Annotated in this window: 21 protein-coding genes and 1 pseudogene; 4 read left to right on the top strand and 18 right to left on the bottom strand. The window is 37.3% G+C overall.

Annotated elements, in window-relative coordinates:
• Positions 1–72: 72 nt before the first annotated feature.
• The 9 genes from B1NLA3E_RS05735 to B1NLA3E_RS05695 form a co-directional block, all read right to left on the bottom strand.
• A complete protein-coding gene (locus B1NLA3E_RS05735; RefSeq protein ID WP_083935174.1) occupies positions 73–1,329 on the bottom strand; it encodes an ABC transporter substrate-binding protein in 1,257 nt (418 codons plus the stop codon).
• 174 nt (positions 1,330–1,503) lie between these two features.
• Positions 1,504–2,325: a response regulator transcription factor gene (locus tag B1NLA3E_RS05730; RefSeq protein WP_328285162.1), complete on the bottom strand. Its 822-nt coding sequence runs from the start codon at positions 2,323–2,325 to the stop codon at positions 1,504–1,506.
• 2 nt (positions 2,326–2,327) lie between these two features.
• Positions 2,328–3,806, bottom strand: a complete 1,479-nt coding sequence (locus tag B1NLA3E_RS05725) for a sensor histidine kinase (RefSeq protein WP_015592891.1) — start codon at positions 3,804–3,806, stop codon at positions 2,328–2,330.
• A 6-nt stretch (positions 3,807–3,812) separates the two neighbouring features.
• Complete coding sequence (locus B1NLA3E_RS05720) at positions 3,813–4,796, bottom strand: sugar-binding protein (RefSeq protein ID WP_015592890.1); 984 nt, start codon at positions 4,794–4,796, stop codon at positions 3,813–3,815.
• A gap of 228 nt (positions 4,797–5,024) precedes the next feature.
• The gene (locus tag B1NLA3E_RS05715; protein WP_041580332.1) at positions 5,025–5,309 is read right to left on the bottom strand and encodes a ferredoxin family protein; all 285 of its coding nucleotides are present in this window, start codon (positions 5,307–5,309) and stop codon (positions 5,025–5,027) included.
• The gene (locus B1NLA3E_RS05710; RefSeq protein ID WP_015592888.1) at positions 5,309–6,604 is read right to left on the bottom strand and encodes an FAD-dependent oxidoreductase; all 1,296 of its coding nucleotides are present in this window, start codon (positions 6,602–6,604) and stop codon (positions 5,309–5,311) included. Before B1NLA3E_RS05710 ends, B1NLA3E_RS05715 begins: the two co-directional genes overlap by 1 nt.
• Positions 6,597–7,622: an electron transfer flavoprotein subunit alpha/FixB family protein gene (locus B1NLA3E_RS05705; RefSeq protein ID WP_015592887.1), complete on the bottom strand. Its 1,026-nt coding sequence runs from the start codon at positions 7,620–7,622 to the stop codon at positions 6,597–6,599. Before B1NLA3E_RS05705 ends, B1NLA3E_RS05710 begins: the two co-directional genes overlap by 8 nt.
• Positions 7,623–7,651: 29 nt before the next feature.
• Positions 7,652–8,482: an electron transfer flavoprotein subunit beta/FixA family protein gene (locus B1NLA3E_RS05700; RefSeq protein ID WP_015592886.1), complete on the bottom strand. Its 831-nt coding sequence runs from the start codon at positions 8,480–8,482 to the stop codon at positions 7,652–7,654.
• Positions 8,483–8,856: 374 nt separating this feature from the next.
• Positions 8,857–9,096 carry an aspartyl-phosphate phosphatase Spo0E family protein gene (locus B1NLA3E_RS05695; protein ID WP_015592885.1) on the bottom strand — a complete coding sequence of 80 codons (240 nt, stop codon included), beginning with the start codon at positions 9,094–9,096 and terminating at the stop codon, positions 8,857–8,859.
• Between the two features lie 508 nt (positions 9,097–9,604).
• Here B1NLA3E_RS05695 and B1NLA3E_RS05690 point away from each other — a divergent pair.
• Positions 9,605–10,393 (top strand): carbon-nitrogen family hydrolase, encoded by a 789-nt coding sequence (locus tag B1NLA3E_RS05690; RefSeq protein ID WP_015592884.1) that lies wholly within the window; start codon positions 9,605–9,607, stop codon positions 10,391–10,393.
• A gap of 209 nt (positions 10,394–10,602) precedes the next feature.
• On the opposite strand, the gene B1NLA3E_RS05685 is transcribed toward B1NLA3E_RS05690, so the two are convergent.
• The 3 genes from B1NLA3E_RS05685 to B1NLA3E_RS05675 form a co-directional block, all read right to left on the bottom strand.
• Entirely contained in the window at positions 10,603–11,088 is a 486-nt protein-coding gene (locus B1NLA3E_RS05685) for a methylated-DNA--[protein]-cysteine S-methyltransferase (protein ID WP_015592883.1), read from the bottom strand.
• Between the two features lie 145 nt (positions 11,089–11,233).
• The gene (locus B1NLA3E_RS05680) at positions 11,234–13,543 is read right to left on the bottom strand and encodes a transketolase C-terminal domain-containing protein (protein WP_015592882.1); all 2,310 of its coding nucleotides are present in this window, start codon (positions 13,541–13,543) and stop codon (positions 11,234–11,236) included.
• Positions 13,543–14,556: a 2-oxoacid:acceptor oxidoreductase family protein gene (locus B1NLA3E_RS05675; protein ID WP_015592881.1), complete on the bottom strand. Its 1,014-nt coding sequence runs from the start codon at positions 14,554–14,556 to the stop codon at positions 13,543–13,545. The genes B1NLA3E_RS05680 and B1NLA3E_RS05675 overlap by 1 nt, the downstream gene beginning before the upstream one ends.
• A gap of 511 nt (positions 14,557–15,067) precedes the next feature.
• Here B1NLA3E_RS05675 and B1NLA3E_RS25960 point away from each other — a divergent pair.
• The 3 genes and pseudogenes from B1NLA3E_RS25960 to B1NLA3E_RS05665 all read left to right on the top strand — a co-directional run.
• Positions 15,068–15,208, top strand: a pseudogene (locus B1NLA3E_RS25960) (response regulator); the annotation flags it as partial.
• Entirely contained in the window at positions 15,191–15,610 is a 420-nt protein-coding gene (locus tag B1NLA3E_RS25955) for a winged helix-turn-helix domain-containing protein (RefSeq protein WP_442852660.1), read from the top strand. The pseudogene B1NLA3E_RS25960 and the gene B1NLA3E_RS25955, both read left to right, overlap by 18 nt.
• Positions 15,603–16,859: a sensor histidine kinase gene (locus tag B1NLA3E_RS05665; RefSeq protein WP_015592879.1), complete on the top strand. Its 1,257-nt coding sequence runs from the start codon at positions 15,603–15,605 to the stop codon at positions 16,857–16,859. The genes B1NLA3E_RS25955 and B1NLA3E_RS05665 overlap by 8 nt, the downstream gene beginning before the upstream one ends.
• Before the next feature lie 29 nt (positions 16,860–16,888).
• On the opposite strand, the gene B1NLA3E_RS05660 is transcribed toward B1NLA3E_RS05665, so the two are convergent.
• The 6 genes from B1NLA3E_RS05660 to B1NLA3E_RS05635 all read right to left on the bottom strand — a co-directional run bounded on the left by B1NLA3E_RS05660 (position 16,889) and on the right by B1NLA3E_RS05635 (position 21,146).
• The gene (locus tag B1NLA3E_RS05660) at positions 16,889–17,455 is read right to left on the bottom strand and encodes a ferric reductase-like transmembrane domain-containing protein (protein WP_041580331.1); all 567 of its coding nucleotides are present in this window, start codon (positions 17,453–17,455) and stop codon (positions 16,889–16,891) included.
• Between the two features lie 12 nt (positions 17,456–17,467).
• Complete coding sequence (locus B1NLA3E_RS05655; protein ID WP_015592877.1) at positions 17,468–18,391, bottom strand: FAD:protein FMN transferase; 924 nt, start codon at positions 18,389–18,391, stop codon at positions 17,468–17,470.
• Positions 18,366–18,629 carry a hypothetical protein gene (locus B1NLA3E_RS05650; protein ID WP_041580330.1) on the bottom strand — a complete coding sequence of 88 codons (264 nt, stop codon included), beginning with the start codon at positions 18,627–18,629 and terminating at the stop codon, positions 18,366–18,368. Before B1NLA3E_RS05650 ends, B1NLA3E_RS05655 begins: the two co-directional genes overlap by 26 nt.
• 19 nt (positions 18,630–18,648) lie before the next feature.
• Positions 18,649–19,311 carry a copper amine oxidase N-terminal domain-containing protein gene (locus B1NLA3E_RS05645; RefSeq protein ID WP_015592875.1) on the bottom strand — a complete coding sequence of 221 codons (663 nt, stop codon included), beginning with the start codon at positions 19,309–19,311 and terminating at the stop codon, positions 18,649–18,651.
• A 633-nt stretch (positions 19,312–19,944) separates the two neighbouring features.
• On the bottom strand, positions 19,945–20,826 hold the full coding sequence (locus B1NLA3E_RS05640; protein WP_015592685.1) for an IS3 family transposase: 882 nt from the start codon (positions 20,824–20,826) through the stop codon (positions 19,945–19,947).
• A complete protein-coding gene (locus B1NLA3E_RS05635; RefSeq protein WP_015592686.1) occupies positions 20,823–21,146 on the bottom strand; it encodes a transposase in 324 nt (107 codons plus the stop codon). Before B1NLA3E_RS05635 ends, B1NLA3E_RS05640 begins: the two co-directional genes overlap by 4 nt.
• Positions 21,147–21,666: the final 520 nt, after the last annotated feature.

Genomic DNA, 21,666 nt, shown 5'->3' with positions numbered 1-21,666 from the left:
TAAGTTTAAAGTTAAACTTTCATAATTAATGAAAAAGAGGAAGAGAGTTTTCTCATCCTCTTTTTCCAATCATTACTTCAACTCTTGTGCTGCTAGTTTTAAAGAATCAATAAATTGACTTGAATCTTTTTGAGTAACAAAGATATTAACCGCTTGGTTTACTTTTGTTAAGAATCCTTCTGGAGCTGCTGAGCCATGAGCTAAGCTTGGTGCTAATTCAGCTACTTTGAAGTCTTCAATTGTATCTTTTCCGTATTGATCATACTTAGAAACATCAGCATCAACACGTGCAGGAATAGATCCTTTTAGTGGGTTAAATGCATCTTGTCCTTCAACAGAACCTAATACTCCAAGGAATTTTTTGACGTCTGCTGAATTTTTGATTCCTTTTGGTAATCCAAAAGTATCAGTAATAACCATGAACATTCCGTCAGTACCAGGAGTGGTAATATACCCGAAATCTTCATTTACTTTTAATTTCAAGTCGTTAACCAAATATCCTTTAGCCCAGTCGCCCATTTCAGTCATAGCAGCATCACCGTTGGCTACTAGCTGAGTAGCATCCTGCCAGTTACGTGAGCTATGGTCTTCATTGATATAGCCAAGCATTTTTTTATAAGTTTCAACTGCTGATTTAACCTTTGCATCATCGAATGCTAATTCACCTGTCCATAATTGCTTGTAACCATCGGCTCCAAGCGTACCTAAAAGGACATTTTCAAATAACATTGTTGCAGTCCATGGCTCTTTATCACCAAGTGCTAATGGAGTTACACCTTTTGCCTTAAGGGCATCAGCAGCTTTGAAAAATTCTTCAAAATTTGTTGGTGGAGTTACACCATTATCCGCAAAAACTTTTTTGTTGTACCATAGCACGTTGCCACGGTGGATGTTTACCGGTACGGAATAAATGTTTCCATCTTTACTTACCATATCAATTAAAGATTGAGGGAACTTGTCCATCCAACCTTCTTTTTCATATAAATCGTTTAGTGGTTGCATTTTGCCAGCTGCCACCCAACCTGCGTTCAATTCTGCTCCACCATGTACTTGGAATGTTGCTGGAGGATCGTTCCCTTGCATTCTGCTAGCTAATACGGCTTTCGCATTTGTACCAGCGCCACCAGCTACTGCAGCATTTTCAATCGGAATGTCAGGATATTTTTCCTTAAATAATGCTAGTAAAGCTTTTAGCCCATCTTCTTCACCGGCGCCTGTCCACCAGCTAAAAATATCTAATTTCGTTTTTTCGCTGTCCTTCGTGTCCTTTTTGTCTGAAGAACTCGAATCTGACTTAGAATTACAAGCCGCTAAAGAAAAAATAAGCATTAACACAAGTCCTAATAGTATCGCTTTTTTCTTCACACTTCGTTCCCCCTATTTTCCTATTTAAGCGCTTTCTTATAAAATTTAACATATTATCTCATCTAACTTACTAAGATCTTCCTGTACTATTTTGTGATTACCTGCATTATATTGCGAAAAGGAAAATAATAGGGGATATTATATTTGATTATTCTTTCGGTAATCACTTGGAGATAAACCTGCATACTTTTTGAAAACACGACTAAAGTAATTTGGGTCTTTATAACCCACTTCAAAACATATTTCCTTTAACGATTTTTCAGGGTCAAGCATATGTCGTTTTGCATGGTCAATTCGAATTTCTGTCAAAAAATCAATAAAGTTTAAACCAAAATGCTCTTTAAATAGCTTACTAAAATAATAGGGGCTTAGTTTAATATTTTCGGCAACCCCTTCAAGTGAAAGTGCCTCCTGATAATGTTCTTCAATATACTCCTTTGCTTTATAAAGAAGCCCTTTTTCATGATGGTGTTGGTGATTGTGGACTTCCTCTTGGTTGACTCCTTTTTCTCTATTCACCAAAAGATTAGCGATATGGTTAGCCCTAATAAGCTGATCTTCTAGCATTTTCTGTTCCTGCTGTTTTAGTTTTTCGTCAATAATTTCTTCTTTTAATCTACAAAATGCATCTAAAACATCCATTTGTCTACTTGGTTTTAAGATATATTCCTTCACGCCTTGGCGCATGACTTCTCTTGCGTATTCAAACGTATCAAATGCTGAAACCATAATGAACTTTGTCTTAGGTGCAAATCTTTTTATTTGTTTGACGGCTTCAACTCCATCAATCCCTGGCATTTTTATATCCATAAAGATTATATCTGGTCTAATCTCCCGTGCTAACTCAATGGCAATGCGACCATTTTGTGCTTCTTCAACCATTAAAACATCCGTATCATGCAAGTAAATCATTTTCTTAAGTGCTTTCCGTTCTAAGCTTTCATCGTCAACAATTAACACCTTTAACAATTGGCTTCCCCCGTTCTGAGATTATTCGGGGCATTTGGTATGAATATCCGAAATGTAGTCCCTATGCCTACACTTGACTCAATTTCCATTATATCCATCCGTTGATAAAACAACTGTAATCGTTTTATAACGTTTTTAACACCAATGCCAGTTGAATGCCCTGTCCCTTGTATTGGCTGAACAAATTCTTCCTTTTCGATTCCTTCTATATACTGAACCAGGCGCGCTTTTATATTTTCATCCATTCCAACCCCATTATCCGTTACCTCAATGACAATTCGATCATTCTGACTTACTATCTTTAAATGAAGTTTTCCGCCTTGTTCATATGATTCCACACCATGGATAAAGGCGTTTTCGATTAATGGCTGGAGAATTAAACAAGGTATTTCACGATCTAAGCATCTTTCATCAGCAGCAATTTTAAAATCAATCCTGTCAAAAAAACGTGCTTGCTGAATATAGAAATACTCCTTCACAATTTTCATTTCATCTCGAATGGTTGATGGCCTGTTTAAATCACTAAGGTTATATCGAAGTAAGGTAGAAACTGATTCAATTAATCTAGATGTTTGTGTCGCTTCTTCCAAGTATGCTGTCTTTGAAACAGTGTTGAGTACATTAAATAAAAAGTGAGGATTAACTTGACTTTGTAGACTCTTAAGCTCTAACTCTTTCAAAAGGGTATCAAGTTTAGATTTTTGTTGAATTTCTGAAACCAGTACTCTAATATTTCCTCTCATTGTATTAAAGGTTTCTGTCAATAGTTTCAATTCATCGTTTGAAGTATGATGAACATCTTCTCCGTCAAGCCTTCCGTTAGCGATTTCTTTGGCGGCATTTGAAAGCCGTCTAATCGGCATGGTTATTCCACCTGATATCCACAAAGCAAGCATGGCACTAAAAATTAAGGTGGCCGAAAATAAGGCAATCCCTATTAAACTCTGATAATGGTTTCTTTCTTTCATTTTTTGATAAAAATCTTGATAGTTTGAAAACTCGGTATTGATCAATGATAGAGTGGTCTCTTGAATAAACCCAGAAATCTTCATCGCCTCACTTAAGTGAAGGGAGTAATGAATGATATCGTCCTGATGAAGAGCTACAATCGTTTGATCACATTCTTCAATAAAGCTATCAATGGTGTTTTGATAATTTCTTACGGTAATCTTACTCGTGTGCTGATTTAACTCCATTAAGTTTTGTTTCTCTTTCAGAAGTTGCTTTTTCTCTCGGTAATAATCATGTAAAAATGACTGATCCTTTTCAATGACATAACCATTTAATTTTTCAATGACTAAATTTGTTTGTTGCGAAATATCATTTAGGATGAGGAACCTAGAAAAGCTGTTATCATATTCAGCAATGATTTTTTCACTGCTTTTGTACATAAACAAGGTAATACCACTTAACAATACGACTAGTATTATAAAATATAGAAGGAGCTTGGTTTGGATTCGAACTATTTTCATATGTTATCAACTTTTCCCAGGTATTAACGGAAGGTCTTCTTTATGAATCACTTTCGTTTCAGTTAAATTGACTTTTGGGATTTCCTTTCCTTCTAATTGCTGGACCATCATTTTTACTGCCCTATACCCCATTTCATAGGGTTCTTGAACAATTGTTGCATCAATGACTCCTTTATCCAGATAGGTAATGGTTTCAGGTAATGCATCAAAGCTGATTATGTATATTTGATTTAATAGTCCAAGTTGATCAACCGCTTTTTCAATCCCGATTCCATCAAGGGCACTTGTTCCAAAGAAAGCATTGATTTCGGGGTGTTCCTTCAAAAGTTTGAAAGATTTATCTGCAGCTTCTACTCTTGTAATATTTGATTCTTCTATCGCAATAATTTTGATTCCTTTGTTGTATTCAACAGCATCCCTGAATCCTTGCACTCTAAGCTTCTGGTTAGCAGCAGTAAAACTCCCAGTAACGATTCCTACTTTTGCTTTTCCACCAGTACCCTCAATTAAAGCTTTTCCAGCTAAGAAACCGGAATAATAATTGTCGGTGCCAATATAGGCTACTCGGTTGCTTTGTGCAGCATCAGTATCTACGGTAATGACAGGTATACCTTTGTCCATAATTTTATTAATTAGCGGTGTTGAGAGCTCTTCACTCAATCCTTGCATCATAATTCCATCCACCTTGGAGGCAGCCGCCATTTCAATTAATTTGATATGTTCCTCCAAGTTTGCTTGTTTTGGGCCTTGATATTCTAGTAAAACGTTAGATTCCTTTGCTGCCTTTTTTGCACCTCTTTCGATTAACTTCCAATAATCATTATCGAGCTCCTCTGGTACAAGAACGATATGATGCAGGTATGTTTTTTTGTCTTTATCTTTTACTTGTTTTTCCGCATGAAATTCCAGCTTATAGGCAAAGTAACCTGAATAAATGAAAAGGATGAGACAAAGAAAAATGCCGAGTGTGTAAAAGAACTTTGCATACATATATATGTCCTCCGAATATATGAAAGCGTTATATTACTATTATATAGAAGTAACACAAAAAAATGGAATAAAAAAACATCATTGAGAGGTGAGCATATATTCATCCCGAAAGTCGGGTATTTTACCCTGTAATTTTGATTTTCGGGGTAAAATGTTGAAACATTTATAAGAAAAAAACGCTCGGAGCTTCCGAGCGTTTCTCTTTATCGATTATTGCGTGTAAACCTATTATGCTAATCTGAAAATAATTCCGTGGCCACCCTTTGGGTATTCCCATTTAATATTTTGATAGGGACAACCAATTCTACAGCTTCCACACTCATGACATCCCTCATAACCAACATGCATCCTGATATCTTCCCATTTATATACCTCTGCTGGGCAAAACACTGTACAATACTTTTCAGGGCACTTTGTTAAACAAGTATCATGATCCAGAACGGTTAAATGAGATTTTGTATCCGCCTTAAACCGAACCAAATATTGTTTCTCTTCAATCGTCTTCGTGGACATTATTTCACCGCCTTCCAAGCGCGATATATGTCTTGCATTACTTTAAAGCGGCCTCGTTCCTTCGTCATACTGCGAAGGATTTCTTTTTGTTTATCCCGTTTTGGCGTACCATCCACTGTAAAGAATTTACTTGCAGCTTGATTCATCATGGGAAGATATTCACGGAAGTATTGCGGGTAATTTTCAAATGTATGAGCAGCATCTTTATATTTTTCTAAATCCTTCATAATGAAGCTTTCATACAAAGCTTCTTTATAGCTACTTAGCCCTGCTTCACTGAAATCATTTTCGTGTTTAGCTTTAACAATCGCATGTGCCGCCATCTTCCCAGACGACATGGCCATATTAGATCCCTCACGATGAATCGCGTTTACTAGTTGCGCAGCATCTCCGACAACCAGCACACCATTACCAATGACTTTTGGAACTGAATGATACCCACCTTCAGGGATTAAGTGAGCCAAATATTCTGCTGACTCTCCTCCTTCTAGGAACGGTTTTACCATTGGGTGAGTCTTTAAATAGTCGAGCAAATCATAAGGTTTTAGTTTTGCTTTAATCATGCTTGACAGGGTTGTTCCTACCCCGATATTTAAACTCTCCTTATTTGTATACAAAAAGGCCGTTCCTAAATTCCCTTTGGTGGAATCTCCAAAAATTTCGATTGTACAGCCCTGATTTTCTTCCAAATTGAACCGATCATTTATTTTTTCCTTAGGGAGGTTGACCACTTCCATTACTGTTAATGCAACTTCGTCTGGTCGGAATTCTTTATGAAAACCAAGCTGTTTACCTAATAGAGAATTGACCCCATCTGCTAGTACCACAACGTCTGCTAATATTTCCCCGTTAGGGCGATCTGTCTTAACACCAATAACCTGACCATTTTCCACAATACATTCTGTGACGACCGTTTCACATATTAGCAATGAGCCAACTTTTACTGCTTGGGCAGCAAACCATTGATCAAAGTGGGCACGCAACACCGTAAAATTGTTGTATGGTTCTTGCGCCCATTCAAGCCCTTTATATCCAAAGGAAAGCACGGATTCCTTATCCATCATCCAAAACTTTTGTTCGACAACAGGCCGTTCTAATGGGGCTTCCTTCCAAAACTCTGGAATGATTTCCTCCATTTGTTTACGATAAAGGACCCCACCCATTACATTTTTACTCCCTGGGTATTCTCCACGCTCAATATGCAATACTTTTAAGCCATTCTTAGCACATGTATAGGCACATGAGGTCCCAGCAGGTCCAGCCCCAACAACGATGACATCAAATTTTTCAGACATAACTCATCTCGCCACCCTTTTCAGTCCGAATTTGCTTAAACTGTTTAATCAACTGAGGGACAATTTCTAGGGCATCGCCAACAATTCCATAGGTGGCCACTTCAAAAATTGGCGCATTCGGATCTTTATTAATGGCAATAATTAATTCGGAATTTTTCATCCCAACAATATGCTGAATTGCACCTGATATCCCAATTGCAAAATAAATTTTGGGAGTAACCGTCTCTCCTGTCTGTCCTACCTGCTGCTCATGCGGAAGCCATCCCGCCTCTACCACATCCCGTGATCCACCTACAGATGCTCCAATTGTATTCGCTAATTCATGGATAAGCTCGAAATGTTGCGCGTCAACTAAACCTTTTCCACCCGCAACAATCACATGAGCATCGGCCAGATTTGCCTTATTTGTGACTTCCTTCACAATTTCTAGCACCTTTGTCCGCATTTCATTTTCAGTTATTGAAATATTCTCTTCGATAATCTTTCCCTGTCTTTTAGCATCAGGGTCTAACGCCTTCATCACTTTCGGTCGAACGGTCGCCATTTGTGGACGATGTTTTTTACACAAAATCGTTGCCATGATATTACCACCAAATGCCGGGCGGCTTGCTTCCAGTAATCGTTTTTCCAAATCGACATCTAAAATGGTTGTGTCCGCGGTCAATCCTGTTGATAAATCAGTGGCCACAGCGCTTGCAAGGTCCTTCCCATTTGCAGTTGCCCCATATAAAAATATTTCAGGCTTATATTTTTCGGCGAGTAGTATAACTCCCTTCATATAAGATTCTGTACGATAGTCCTTTAAAACAGGATTATCTATGATATATACTTGATCAGCACCATAAGTGATTACTTTATTAGCTAACGTCTTTACCCCTGATCCCAATAAAATACCACTTAGCGGAACCTCCAACTTATCAGCAAGAGTCCTTCCAGCCCCTAATAGCTCTAGTGATACCCCTTCTATAACTCTATTACTATGTTCAATAAATACCCAAACACCTCGATAATCATTCATCCCTTAACCCCCTCCTTTCAAAAAACCATTTATTTATTTTTAGCTGTATTTAATTGTAATAAATCCTTCTTTTCCATTAATAAAGTCATTAAGGCAGTCACTTGTTCATCAACTGTACCTTCTAACATTTTCCCTCCTTCAAGTCGGGGTGGAGTAAACATTTTTCCAACAATTGTAGGTGATCCCTTTAAACCTAACTGGGCTTTATCAACATCTTTCAAATCATTTACAGTCCATATAATCGCTTCATACCTAGCAGCATTAATCATATTTTGCATCGGAGCATAATCAATATCATTTATTTGTTTTTCCACGGTTAGTAGGCAAGGGAGGCTAGTTTTAATAACCTCATACCCGGTGGTTACTTTTCTTTTTACTATGACCGTTTTAGTCTCGGGATTTACTTCCGAAACTTCAATGACATTCGTAATTGGTGGTATGTCAATCCGGCGGGCTATGCCTGGACCCACCTGTCCCGTATCCCCGTCAATAGCATGTTTGCCACAAATCACAAGATCTACTGGTAGTTCCTCTGATATCCGTTCAATTGCTTTTGATAAAGCATAGCTGGTTGCGAGTGTATCAGCACCAGCAAAAGCTCGATCAGAAATTAAATAGCCCCTATCCGCACCAATTTCAATACTTTTCTTGATTACTGCTGTTGCTTGAGGGGGGCCCATTGATAAAACAGAGATTGTCCCACCAATGTTGTTTTTTATCTGGACCGCTTCTTGGACCGCATGGGCGTCATATGGATTTAAAATAGCTGGTGCACTTCTGCGGTCTAGCGTATTCGTCTTAGGGTTAATCTTAATAATTTTCGTATCTGGTACTTGTTTGACACAAACCAAAATATGCATGAAAAAGTGTCCCTCCTTTTGAACAAAGCGGTTTATACGATATATGATTCAAAATAAAAGGATAGTACAAACTTTTTCATTATCTGATAAATAATCAAAAGGAAGAATCGAAGGGAAGTATGTCTATAAGGTTTTAATCGAGGGGGGCATTCCTTATAAGGGGCATATTAACGGAAGAATTTTAACAATAATAGACTTTGTTCTACTCAATCAAGGAAGACATATTTCCCATGCCTTCCTTGATATACTACCAACATTTTGGGATTCATCAGGATGTGTTTGGATTCAAAATGTCCCATCATTACTGTATCGGAATTTCTTAGAATCTTGTTTCTAAAATGGCAAAATTCTATTTTTTAAAAAATACCACCATTTCAAACTTCGACCAATACGCTCGGCAACAGCATCATCATCGTTCGAAGTACTAATTTTTTCCCCTCCTGTCGTTTTGGACTTTTGTGGATTAACTTTTGATATTGGAAGATTAATTGGTCTAGCTCTTGACTACGTTTAACCGTTTCTTCATCCCTTAGTCCATTTTTCTGTGCAGAATCTAACAACTTCGAGCGTCTTTCATTGATTTCATCTAATAAATTCTTATTCTCCTGGTACAACTCCTATTTCCTCCTAATCCAATCCCATATCGAATCATTAAAAAATCTCTTTGACACGATGAATTATCACAATAATTCGAATGTTTGTAAATAGAATCGCAAAACTAGACATTTTTTTCTCGTAAATTTTTTTTTCGACATTTTTCCGATGTCCATTAGGAGGTTTTTCTCCCAAAAAAGAATATAAAAACTCAATCCCCTTTTTAAAAAATATTTATATCAAAAATATAGTGGAAAATCTAGTCACTAATGATATAACTTTAATAACAGCATATAAAAGGAAAATTCAAATTATTAGGCTCTGTTATACTAGAATGTTGATTTCTGCTCCAGGCGCTACGCTTTCCGCGGGGCGGGCGGTGAGCCTCCTCGGCGCTTAGCGCCTGTGGGGTCTCACCTGTCCCGCTGCTCCCGCAGGAGTCTTCGCGCCTTCCACTCCAATCAACATTGTGCAAAAAATCAACATTGAGCTTTAACACAGCCAATTATTAAAGGGGGTTCATTTTTTTTGAAATTAAAAGTGGCGATGCTACAAATGAATATCGAGTTTGGAGACATCGATAAAAATTACCATAAAGCCGAACAAATGATTAATGAAGCTTGCGAAATGTACCAACCAAATGTAATCGTTTTACCAGAGTTATGGACAACTGGTTATGATTTAATCAACATAAACGAGCTTGCTGATCCAAATGTTGAAAACACAAGCCATTTTCTCAAAGAATTAGCAAAAAAATATAATGTTAGTTTTGTCGGGGGCTCCATTGCAAATAAAACTGAATCTGGAATTGAAAATACCTTGCTCGTAATTGATCACAGAGGTCATTTTATTCATAAATATAGCAAGTTGCATCTATTTAGGCTGATGGATGAACATCAATATCTTTCTCCAGGTCGCTATATGGGGCTGTTTAGATTATTCGGGCACCAGTTAGCAGGAGTAATTTGTTATGATATTCGCTTTCCTGAATGGATTCGTTCTCATACGGCACGAGGAGCGGAGGCACTTTTTGTTGTGGCGGAATGGCCAATGCCACGCCTTGCCCATTGGCGTGCCCTATTGATAGCCCGCGCAATTGAAAATCAATGCTATGTGATTGCCTGTAATAGATCTGGAGACGATCCAAATAATCACTTTGCTGGACATTCTATCGTCATTGATCCATGGGGAGAAATTGTAGCAGAGGCTGATGACACGGAGTCCGTATTAATTGCAGAAATTGATTTGCGGAAAACAAGAGAAGTCAGGGAAATGATCCCTGTTTTCTCCGATCGTAGGCCTGAATATTATCAATAATACTCTTAAGAAATGTTGATATGATCAAAATTGAAAGCAGCCTTTTAAAAAAATGAAGCTACCATTTTCTGGTAGCTTCATTCCTATTTTTTATTCCAGGAGTTTCAATTTATCTTAGCCCATAATTTGTTTATCATCCTGGAGTTAAACGGCCAAAAACCGATAGCATCGATGGCTACCTGCTTAAAATATAAATATTAATAGAATCTTTATAAAGCCCCTTCAAGTTTAAGAAGTTTCTCTTTCAAATCCACTCTCGTACCTGCATATCCAGTTAGTGAATTATTTTTGCCTATTACTCTGTGACACGGAATTATGATTGGGTATTTATTGGCCCTGTTAGCTTGTCCAATTGCTCGAACAGCTTTGGGATTATCAATTGAAACTGCAATGTCCAGATAGCTTCTTGTCTCACCAAAGGGGATTAAACACAATTGCTCCCAAACAGCCTTTTGGAAATTAGTGCCCTCAACTTCAAGGGGTAAATCAAACTCTTTTCGGTTACCAGCAAAGTATTCGTGCAATTGCTTTGAAGTTTCAAGCAAAGCTGGATGGTCAGGTTGGTAAGTGATGTTATTGATATCCTCATTCTGATGAAAGTCCTCTTCGCCCATATGAATAACGGTTAGCACATTCTTTTCGGCAACCATAAATAATTTACCAATAATGGAATCGATGTATGAATATGTTCGCAAAACGTTCTCCTCCTTACTTTCTCTATGATTATACTTCTTCGAATGGCTACTAAAAAGGGGTAATTTTTTTATACTTCATCCTCAATAATTAAAAAACTGGTCCATTCGCAATGAGCAAATGGACCAGTTAGGTTATACTGTTCTATTATAATAATGGAGTTTCATGTTTAGCCTTTAATTTTTGCCATCTTCTATCCACTTCTACTTCAAACTCTTCAAGCAGATGCTTATTATCTTCTTTTAAAAGATGCTTTGTTTTACCCATGTATTTTAACCATTCTGAAACTGGAATTTTTTTCTTCTTAGCCTCAGGATCATAGGTAATTGTCGTTTCTCCCTGCTCCACTTCATAAAGCGGGAAGAAGTTGGAGTTAACAGCTGCTTCAACAATAACATTTCCATAACGATCGTCTGATTTCCAGTTTAACGGACAAGCAATTAAAATCTTGCCATAAACAGTACCAACATTTTGGGCGTACCATTGAGCTTTAGCCGCTTTTTTGAGTAAATCTTGTGGGAATGCTTCAACACCAGTAAATACGTACGGGATATTAGTTGAGGCCATAATTTGCGCCGTATCCTTATGGTGGAAGGTTTTCCCTTTTTGGGTTTTCCCAATTGAAGAAGTACTAGTCATATGACCTAAAGGTGTTGAGTAAGACATTTGTGATCCTGTGTTCATATAGCCTTCATTATCATACTCAAGCATAATCAAATGGTGGCCTCGAAGTGCTGTACCAATCGCTGAACCCATACCGATATCCATACCACCATCGCCTGTAATCATAACGAAGGTCGCATCTTCAGCTACTTCTATTTCACCGCGACGTTTTAATTCCAAAAATGCTTCAACTGTACCCGACAATGTTGCTGCACCATTTTGGAACAAGTTGTGAATCATCGTTTGTTTATGAGAAGAATATGGATAGGCAGTCGTTGTTACATAAGCACAGCCTGTTTGATAAAGAACGACAACATCGCCTTCAATTCCTTTGAAGAACAATTCAAGTCCACCGAAAATTCCACAACCTGGGCAAGCACCATGACCTGAAGCTAGTCGCTTAGGTTTAGCAGTAAGTGCTCTTAAAGGAGGAATCTTGACCTTTAATTTATGTGTCTCTTCATCTTGTGTAACCTGAATAAGTCCTGTTTTATAAGCATCGCCATGTTGTGGCTCGATAACCGGCTTTAGAACTTTTTCTGGCGTACCTGGAACATGTCCATAATAATCAAAAGGCTTTTCAGCATAACCTTTATCCTTTGCCTCAATTGCCATGTTGAAAAAGGCTTCAGCATCATCTGCATAAAAATCTTTTCCACCAAGTCCAAATACTCTGCTTAGGACAACTGTTTGATTTTGTTTATCTTCTTGAAGTGCTGATTTCACTTCATGTGTTAAGTTAGGACCATTAGCACCATAAGAATCGGCACGTTCACCTACAAGTAATGCTTTCACATTCTTTAATGCTTCACGAATTTCCTTAGCTGGAAATGGCCTGATAATGTTCGGGCTGATAACCCCTGCCTTGATGCCTTGTTTTCTAAGTTTATCGGCAACATCCTTTGCAGATTCACCAGCAGAGTTTAATAGGAACAACGCTACATCGGCGTCTTCCATTTTGTATAAATCAAGGACGCTATATTCACGACCTGAAAGTTTCGCATATTCAGCAGCTACTTCTTGGTAGACTTCTCCTGCACGATAAATCGCTTCCGACTGTTGGAAGTGATTGCTCATTAAGTCGTTCCCATCCATATGGGCACCTATTGTAACAGGCTTTTTAGGATCTCTAGCAAAACTATAATCTGTTGGACATTCCCCAACAAACTCTTGGACTACTTTACGGTCTTTAAAGAACTCAACTTTACGCTTTTGATGTGAAGTGAAGAAACCATCATAAGCTACAATTACTGGTAGTCTCACTTTTGAGTGTTCAGCAATTTTTAATGCCATAATATTCATATCATAAACAGCTTGAGGTGTTTTAGCTGTTAAAATTACCCAACCAGTGTTAAGGGCATAGTATAAATCTGAATGATCACCACGGATATCTAGCGGACCGCTGACCGAACGTGTAACTAGATTCATAACCATTGGAAAACGAGTTCCCGCTTGAACTGGAAGTTGTTCTATCATGTATAATAATCCGTTGGCACTAGTCGCATTGAAAACACGTGCACCGGTTGCAGCTGCACCATAACAAATCCCCGCAGAACCGTGTTCACCATCGGCAGGAATAAGTTTGATGTCGTGTTCCCCACGTGCTTTCATCATATCAAGGTATTGGGCGACCTCAGTTGATGGGGTAATTGGAAAATAGCCCATAATATGATAATTAATTTGTGCTGCAGCCATCGCTGCCATTTCATTTCCTGATTCAAAAGTTACTACTTGTTCCTTCACCATATCTGTTGTTACATTTGCTTTTGATTTATTATCTTCAAGAATAGCCATTATCTCACCCCTCCAGCAACGTAAGGAAAGTTTTGTTTCACACGATTTTCGTCTGCATATCCAATCATTTCACGAAGATCACCTAATGCAGTGGTAGGACAAGCTTCCACACATTTTAAGCAGCCTTTACAATATTGATAATCAATACCTTTTAGGAACATTTGTTTACGGCCACGCTTGTCTTCGCCTTCTTCCCAGACAAAGCAATAATCAGGACAAACAGTGTCACAAGCTGCACAATGAATGCATTCTTCAAGTTCAAACTTAGGCAGGAACCCTTGACGTGATCCACTTAGATCCTTAAAAATGCTATTAGCTTGTGAAACCATCACTCCGCCAATTTCCTGAGTCATATACCCTAATAATGGTAAAGGACGTTCAAACTTCTTCCCTGTCACATCTTCAGGAGCCTCAAGAGTTTTAAATTCCACTTCGTTGTAACCGCGATCAAAAGTTCGAATATTAGGTTCCACCAAATGTGGATATTTCTTCTCAAATGTTTTTCGGATAACCTTGCGCATTGATTCAGGATCTAAAAAGTCGCAGATTCTGAACATCGCACCAAGCATTGCCGTATTAACTTTCGTTTTTTCCTCTACTGCAATCGTAAGTGCGTCAACAATAGCTAAAGTACCGTATTGGAGATGCAAATCAGTTTTAATATCCTCAAAATCTCTTGTTGAGTTAACCAACACGATTCCGTCTGGTGTTAACCCGCTTACTACATTAACAGTTTTATATAATGCTTCATGGAAAACTCCAATTATATGTGGTTGTTCGATAGGACTATGGTCTCTAATTTCGACATCAGAATCACAAAAACGCACAAAACTTTTAACAGGTGAGCCCTTCTTTTCGGATCCATATGAAGAAAAGTTAGAACCATTTAACCCAAGACCCAAAACACCAGCCTCAGCTAACATTTTCCCCGCTAAATTTGCACCTAAACCCCCAATTGATTCTAAGCGAATTTCAAAAAATCCAAGATCATTTTTTTTCGGTAAGATTGACATGTTCTCCCTCCCAATATTCATAAAGCATATAGAAATATTTTCACAAATTACAATATTTCTATTAGTATTGTATTGCAGTATTTATATTTTAGCTGTGACAAAGATAACATCTATAAAAAAATTATAACACACGTTTTTGTATAATGGAATAAGTCGTTATTTATTACGGTAAAAACGATAGAAATTCATTATATAACAGCAGTTACTTTGTGGTATAACAGGTAGAAAAATGCATTATTTTGTTGAATTATTTATTCCCATTTCATTTTTTCATTTTTTTACCAGATTAAATTGTTATGATAGAAGAAGAACGGAAACATCCGGTTAGCCACGGATAGATAAAAATAAACTTTTTTTCGAAGTAGAGGTGGTTTTACTTGAATATTTTACTTGCAGAAGATGATGAGCGGCTTGGGAAATTAGTCCACCATATGTTAAAAAAGAGCTACACCTTGTTGATTGGGTAAAAAATGGGAACGACGCTTACGACTATGCTTGTTTATCCGTTTATGATGTCCTTATCCTAGATTGGATGATGCCAGGTAAAACAGGAATTGAAGTTTGCAAATTGGTTCGCAAAAATGGCTATCAAGGGGGAATTCTATTTATTACTGCAAAAGATACCATTGAGGATATGGTAGTAGGGCTGGATTCGGGTGCGGACGACTATATTATTAAACCCTTTCAATTTGAAGAATTACTTGCCCGCTTAAGAGCGGTATCGAGGAGAAAAGACAAGATTATTGAAGATATCTTCGAGGTGGGTGACCTTACACTAAATCTAACTACCCATATTGTGACTAGACAATACGATGTCATCGACCTTTCAAAAAAGGAATATCACCTACTTGAATTGTTACTTAGAAATAAAAATCAAGTCATTTCCCGTGAGATTTTATTTGAAAAAGTATGGGGATTTGAGACGTTCGTTTCAGAAAATGCCTTAGATACATTAGTGAAACTATTACGAAAAAAGATTGATTTACCTGGGGAACCCTCAGTGATCCAAACCATAAGAGGAATTGGGTATTTAGTGAGGGATCCTCATGTTTAAGGATGTAAAAAAGAAATTAACTCTCCTTTATACTTTTTCCTTGCTATTTTTACTAATTTTATTTATTACTGCCCTTTACTTTTTCATTTCGCATGAAATTGAATCGAAGGAACAAGAAGAACTTAGGCACTACCTCGATAAGGAGAGAGGGGATTTCCTCGATGATGATGATTATCATCACGATGAAAATCACAAACTAGAATTCGATCCTGATAAAAAAATATTTTTCTACGTCTATACGGACTCTAACAAATTTCTTTCAGGAGAAGAAACAATAGCGGGCCTTTCTTCAAAAATCAAAAAAATTAACTCAGAGGAAAAGGGTTCTCCTTCTCTAGTCATCACTGACAAGTGGCAGGATACGCATTATATAGTAATTAAAGAATCTCTTCAGCTCAAGCATGACTTGAACGCGAATGTTTATATTGGTATGGATATCACCAACGAAAAACACTTAATTCAAAATATTACCTGGCTCTTAATTGCCTTAACCATATTATTTAGTATCCTTTTTGGATTTCTAGGTTATTATCTTGCGGGCCAAGCGATGAAACCAATTAGGCAAGCTTTTGAAACTCAAAAAAAATTCGTATCCGACGCATCTCATGAGTTACGAACACCATTAAGTATTTTTTATAGTTCAATTGATTTATTAATGAGGGAAGAGAAAAATAATTTAAGCCCTTTCGGTCAAGAAGTACTCCATGATGTTAAATCGGAAACGGAAATGATGAATAAGCTGATTAGTGATTTGTTGTTTTTAGCAAGAAGTGATAATCGACATTTTCATATTGAAACTGAAGAAATGAACCTATCCCTGCTGCTTCAGTCGCTTTGTCGAAAGATTTCTTTAACGGTACCGCCTCATATTGATTTTAAAGAACAAATACAAGAAGACATCCATTTTCTTGGGGATGAGGTGAGAATTCACCAACTAATCTATATATTACTAGATAATGCGTTTAGATATACCGTACAGGGGCATGTCATACTTGCTTTAAAAAAACAAGCAGATTCTATTATCATAACGATTGAAGACTCTGGCAATGGTATTCACAAAAACGATCTTCCACACATATTTGACCGTTTTTACCGTGGTGACACTTCAAGGGTGAGAGATGGATCGGGATTAGGGCTTTCGATTGCAAAATCGATTGTTTTAGCACATGGGGGGAATATTACCGTTAAAAGTGAACTAGGAGTTGGGACAATTTTCACAATTGTTTTTAATACAACAAACTTAAAATGATCATCCTAAAAAACAAAAAAACGCAGATCCTACTGCGTTTTTTTAGTTACGCTATTATTTTGATTGATTGACGCTGATTCCATTCCTTTACCTATTCCGAGTAACATAATCATGATAACCGAACCGATATATATGCTTGCTGCCCATATCTCCGAAGAATCAGTGCCAATCATTAATCCGTGAAAGGCCATTAATATCCAAGCAGGGATAGCCAACAGATGTACTTTTTTCCAAACTGTTCTCCCTAATTTTTTTATAAAGAAATCTGAGGATCCAATTACAATTAAAAACAGATAGAACGACAGGGTTCCTAATCCTGAATAAAAGGGTTCATTTTTCGAATAAAACGGAATGATGATACTTAAGATGGGATACTGCACATATTGATCCCAAAAAAGCATCATCATATGAAACACGATACCAAGCAATCCTATCCATCCGCTCGTTTGGTGAAGTAGTAACAAGTCACCTTTTCTTTTTTTAAGCGAAGAGAACGATTGTAAAAAGCCCAAGGCAAGCGAGACAGTCAATAAAAAGTAACTCAATAATCCAGAAACCCTAATTAGGTTCCATGTTGAAAAATATTCATTAAACACGGCTTTTCCCCCTTAAGTTATGATTAAGTTCCCATCACGTTGAATAAGAACAGCTTTATAGTTAGAGTTGATATCAGATAGTAGTTTCTCTAAAGCAGGACCATTTTCCATAAAACACAGCTTTGCACAAACCTCAGCATCTAAACAATTCGAAGTGACAACTGTCGCCTGAACGATTCCCGTGTCTACTGGTAAACCTGTTCGCCCATTTAAAATATGATGTTTCATTTCATTTCCTTGTTTCCAACTCCGGTAGACAATATTAGAGGTAGCCACACTGCCATTTTTTAAGTTGATTTGTTTGATTTCCTTGTTTTGATCATAAGGATCCGCAATTCCAATTTCCCAGTCCTTTTCACCGTTTGACCAAACCGATATATCTCCTCCCCCATCTACGATTCCATAGGTAGCATCCGCAAATCGTTGTAGCCAGTTAGCCGCCGATTCGACCGCATATCCTTTGCCAATTCCACCTAAATCCACCTTTCCTTTAGCTACTCTGGTAACAGATAATTCAGCTTTGTTAAATTCAAATGGGGTTGGTTGGTTAGCATCGGATTGAAAGCCGGTCCGTTCCTTTGTTTCAGCCTTTTCAAACGGAAATGAGCGATCATATCCATGAAGCTGAATTTGCTCCATTAAGTAAGGTGAAAAAAAGCCCCTTGTTTTCTGGTGATAATCATCTGACTTTACTAAAATATCAAAGAGAGGAGGAGATAAAACCAACGTTTCGCCTATCTTTGTATCGTTAAGAAGTGACAATTCGTTATCTCCTTGAAATCTGGACCATTCTTTCTCAACATACTCGAACCAATTAATGATGTGATCTTTCCAATTCATCATGAGACTATTGGAAATTGATACGAAAAAATTTGTATTCATCGCTTGAAATGCTAGCTCGTTTCCTGATTTAAGATCTGCTTGATTGACGATCACTTTGTACAGCTCCTGTCCCTTGTGTTCCGTCACTTATCGTAAAATCAGACCAATCTAACTTAACTAGTTCTTTTTCCTTGTCATTCATTGATGCATACACCTTGGACTCAACATTAAAAGCATTCCCGTTTTTCGTCCCATTGTTTGCATCACCACTCCCGATTTGGCCTAATACAAAAGCAGAAAATGCTGTTCCGGCTAATCCAACAATCCATTTTGATTTCGTTGTTTTTTTCATTTTTATTCCACCTTTATTTTTAAATTTTTTCCAAAACAAGAATTTGTTCAGCTTCATTCCATAACACACGATAACCCATGGCATTTCCAACTACACTAATGGGAATATACAATGATTTTTCAATATACTGCGTCTTAATCGGCATTGGTGTTTTATTTTGATTTTCGTAAGCTGCATTGGATCCTGCTCTGACAATTAACTCAGTATCCGTATTTTTTAATACCAAAATTCGGCTTTTTGGATAATAAGAGGTCTTAGCTGAAATTAGTTTTGCTAGTTTTTCACCTGAAACTAAAAGTTGACCATCCTGTGGAATGACGTGAATACTATTGGCAACACCATCAATCGTTACTTTTACATCAGCAGGTGTTGAAATTGGAAGTTGAGTGTCTTGGGTTGATACCGCCTCTCTCATCCAAAAGTTCCAATACCCTGTTTGTGCAGGTGTCTGCTGAACTTCTCCACTAGTTCCACCCTCATAGCCATCTTCGTTTTCGTAATCTCCATCGTCATCTTCATCATCACCATAATGGTCATTTTCTTGATACCGTTCTTCATAGGATTTTGAATGGTCCCCTTTTTCATCATCATCATGATCTGCCAATACTCCGACCCCTGATGAAAAGGCTCCTAACATGAGGATGGTAAAAAAGGAAAACCATTTAACTTTGTTCTTTTTCATTTTTCTCCCACCTTTTTCTGGTTTATGTTGTCAGTTTAGACACCTTTTCTGGTAAAAATCTGAAAAGGATTCGGGAAAAGGACATTTTTATAAAAAAAGCTCATTACTAAAAGATTAAGCCATTCTCATTTGAGGTATAAGCAAAGGAGAAAGTGGTTATTAAAACAACCATAAAAGCAGTGCGTTTCTCATACGGAATCACACTGCTTTCTATCTCAGTTTTAAGTAGATTATGTTTATATTAATAGTATTGGTTTTCTTCAAATACCGGGTCCAGCTGGATTAACAAGAAGTGCCGTGACAATTTTCATATATGCGGACATCCTTTCCGTTATTTTGACAAAAAGTGTTGTTTTGATAGGCTAACCAGACATTAGATTCCCTATTTGTTGATAAGTGAGCATTATTCATTTGTTTTTATGTAAATAAGATATCCCATGGAGCTCTGTCAAGAAAGTGGACACCTAAATAACGAAACTTAATTAATATAGTGTTGCAGTAGCCTCTTCTTCACTTTTCAAATGATAGATGATTCCGTGAAAGCATCAAGCCAAAACCGCTTGACCCTTTCACGGAATCATCTGGCTAGTCGCTAAGTGAAGAAAAGGCAGCTTACTGCTTTTGATTGGTGTTCTACCCTTTATTAAGCCTTCCCCTGCAGTATTGTTGTGAATACTGCACTGGTGATACATATCCAATTGAACTATGAATTCTTTTACGGTTATAGAAAAATTCAATGTAACGATAAATCTCGGTGTAAGCTTGATCTTTAGTTTGAAATTTTCTACCTCTTAATAATTCTTTTTTAACCAGACTAAAGAAGGATTCTGCACAAGCATTATCATAACAGTTTCCTGTACGACTCATGCTCGCCTCCATTTTATATTCCTCAAGTCTTTCCCGGTAATCCTTAGATGCATACTGAGACCCACGGTCTGAGTGGTGAAGCAAACCTTTTTCTGGATTTCTTAACTTATAAGCGTCTTCTAAAGCATCAAGAACTAATTGAGTTTCCAGATGTCCATAAAGGCGCCAACCTACTATTTCTCGAGTGTACAGGTCAAGTACAGTAGCTAAATATAAGCGTCCTTCCCGACAAGGAATATAAGTGATATCTACTACCCATACCTTGTTTGGTGCTGTTGTAGTGAATTCTTGATTTAATCTATTAGGTGCTACAGGGTATTCATGATTCGAATTTGTTGTACAAACTTTAAATTTCTTGGAAACACAAGATCGTAAACCTAGTTCCTTCATGTAAATACTAACTGTTCTTTCCGTGATATTATATCCTTCTTTTAGTAATAACTTAGTAATTTTCGGACTACCATATACACTGTCGGAATCATTATAATAGTGTACAATACGTTCTTTAATCCGTTCCCTTTGTACTCCTTGTTGACTCGGTTTATGATTTCTCCATTTGAAATAACCGCTCGTGGATACCTCTAACACTTTACACATCTTCACCACCGAGAACTCCGAGCGATGGTCTTCAATGAATTGAAACCTCATGTTCTTGGTCTGCTGAAGATGTGCACCGCCTTTTTTACAATGGCCAATTCTTCTTCTGTGACAGCTAACTTTTTGTCTTTTTCCTTTAATTCACGTTCTTTTTCTTTCAATTCTTGTTCTAGCTTTTTTATTCGTTCTTCAACCGCCAAAGGTTCATATTCAAATTGACGATATTTTGTCATCCAGTCATGTAGGCAGCTAAGCGGAACTTTTAACTCATCCGCAATATCTCTCATAGTCTTTTTTTGTTGTTGTTCTTGTGCAAACTTAACTGTTTCTTTTTTAAATTGTTCACTATAACTCTGACGTTGGTCACCCATGGAAACCCCTCCTGGTAAATATCATTATTGCCACAAATGATTTCCGTTAAAGGGGTGTCCACTTTTTATTCTAGTTCCACCATGTCCGCTAAAGTAGAAAAAAGGGGAATAAATCAAAAATAAGGTCACTTATGTCCGCTAAAACTTATTTAGTGAACTTCAAACGAAGTTCCCTATTTTTATGCATTGGCGTATGAAATCACACACAAAGACCACAAGACATAAATTTTTATTATGGTGTATGCTAATTGATATTTGATTTAAGGTGCTATTTTACACTTATTTACGTAAATCGAGCTTATTAAATCAATTAAAAGGCAGAGCAAATTTAACTGTTAATTGCTCTGTGAAATAGGCCACTTTTGTATATATTTTTGGTGTTGCGGGTACCCCAAAAGAGAGCGGCTTACTTAAGGAATGTTGTTTTTTAAATAGGTTTTGTGGAAAGAAAACAACTAAAAACAAAGTTGATTGGAATGGAAGGCGCGAAGACTCCTGCGGGAGCAGCGGGACAGGTGAG

Source organism: Bacillus sp. 1NLA3E, assembly GCF_000242895.2.
In the GTDB taxonomy this organism is placed as follows: Bacteria; Bacillota; Bacilli; order Bacillales; family Cytobacillaceae; genus Bacillus_BU.
The sequence above is the reverse complement of the archived record's forward strand: the minus strand, read 5'-3'. Positions and strand labels throughout refer to the sequence as shown.

Excerpts from the sequence above, each read along its gene's own strand:
- B1NLA3E_RS05735 (WP_083935174.1), bottom strand. The coding sequence starts at position 1,329 with ATGCTTATTTTTTCTTTAGCGGCTTGTAATTCTAAGTCAGATTCGAGT.
- B1NLA3E_RS05725 (WP_015592891.1), bottom strand. The coding sequence starts at position 3,806 with ATGAAAATAGTTCGAATCCAAACCAAGCTCCTTCTATATTTTATAATA.
- B1NLA3E_RS05720 (WP_015592890.1), bottom strand. The coding sequence starts at position 4,796 with ATGTATGCAAAGTTCTTTTACACACTCGGCATTTTTCTTTGTCTCATC.
- B1NLA3E_RS05715 (WP_041580332.1), bottom strand. The coding sequence starts at position 5,309 with ATGTCCACGAAGACGATTGAAGAGAAACAATATTTGGTTCGGTTTAAG.
- B1NLA3E_RS05710 (WP_015592888.1), bottom strand. The coding sequence starts at position 6,604 with ATGTCTGAAAAATTTGATGTCATCGTTGTTGGGGCTGGACCTGCTGGG.
- B1NLA3E_RS05705 (WP_015592887.1), bottom strand. The coding sequence starts at position 7,622 with ATGAATGATTATCGAGGTGTTTGGGTATTTATTGAACATAGTAATAGA.
- B1NLA3E_RS05700 (WP_015592886.1), bottom strand. The coding sequence starts at position 8,482 with ATGCATATTTTGGTTTGTGTCAAACAAGTACCAGATACGAAAATTATT.
- B1NLA3E_RS05680 (WP_015592882.1), bottom strand. The coding sequence starts at position 13,543 with ATGGCTATTCTTGAAGATAATAAATCAAAAGCAAATGTAACAACAGAT.
- B1NLA3E_RS05675 (WP_015592881.1), bottom strand. The coding sequence starts at position 14,556 with ATGTCAATCTTACCGAAAAAAAATGATCTTGGATTTTTTGAAATTCGC.
- B1NLA3E_RS25955 (WP_442852660.1), top strand. The coding sequence starts at position 15,191 with ATGGTAGTAGGGCTGGATTCGGGTGCGGACGACTATATTATTAAACCC.
- B1NLA3E_RS05665 (WP_015592879.1), top strand. The coding sequence starts at position 15,603 with ATGTTTAAGGATGTAAAAAAGAAATTAACTCTCCTTTATACTTTTTCC.
- B1NLA3E_RS05650 (WP_041580330.1), bottom strand. The coding sequence starts at position 18,629 with ATGAAAAAAACAACGAAATCAAAATGGATTGTTGGATTAGCCGGAACA.
- B1NLA3E_RS05645 (WP_015592875.1), bottom strand. The coding sequence starts at position 19,311 with ATGAAAAAGAACAAAGTTAAATGGTTTTCCTTTTTTACCATCCTCATG.
- B1NLA3E_RS05640 (WP_015592685.1), bottom strand. The coding sequence starts at position 20,826 with ATGAGGTTTCAATTCATTGAAGACCATCGCTCGGAGTTCTCGGTGGTG.
- B1NLA3E_RS05635 (WP_015592686.1), bottom strand. The coding sequence starts at position 21,146 with ATGGGTGACCAACGTCAGAGTTATAGTGAACAATTTAAAAAAGAAACA.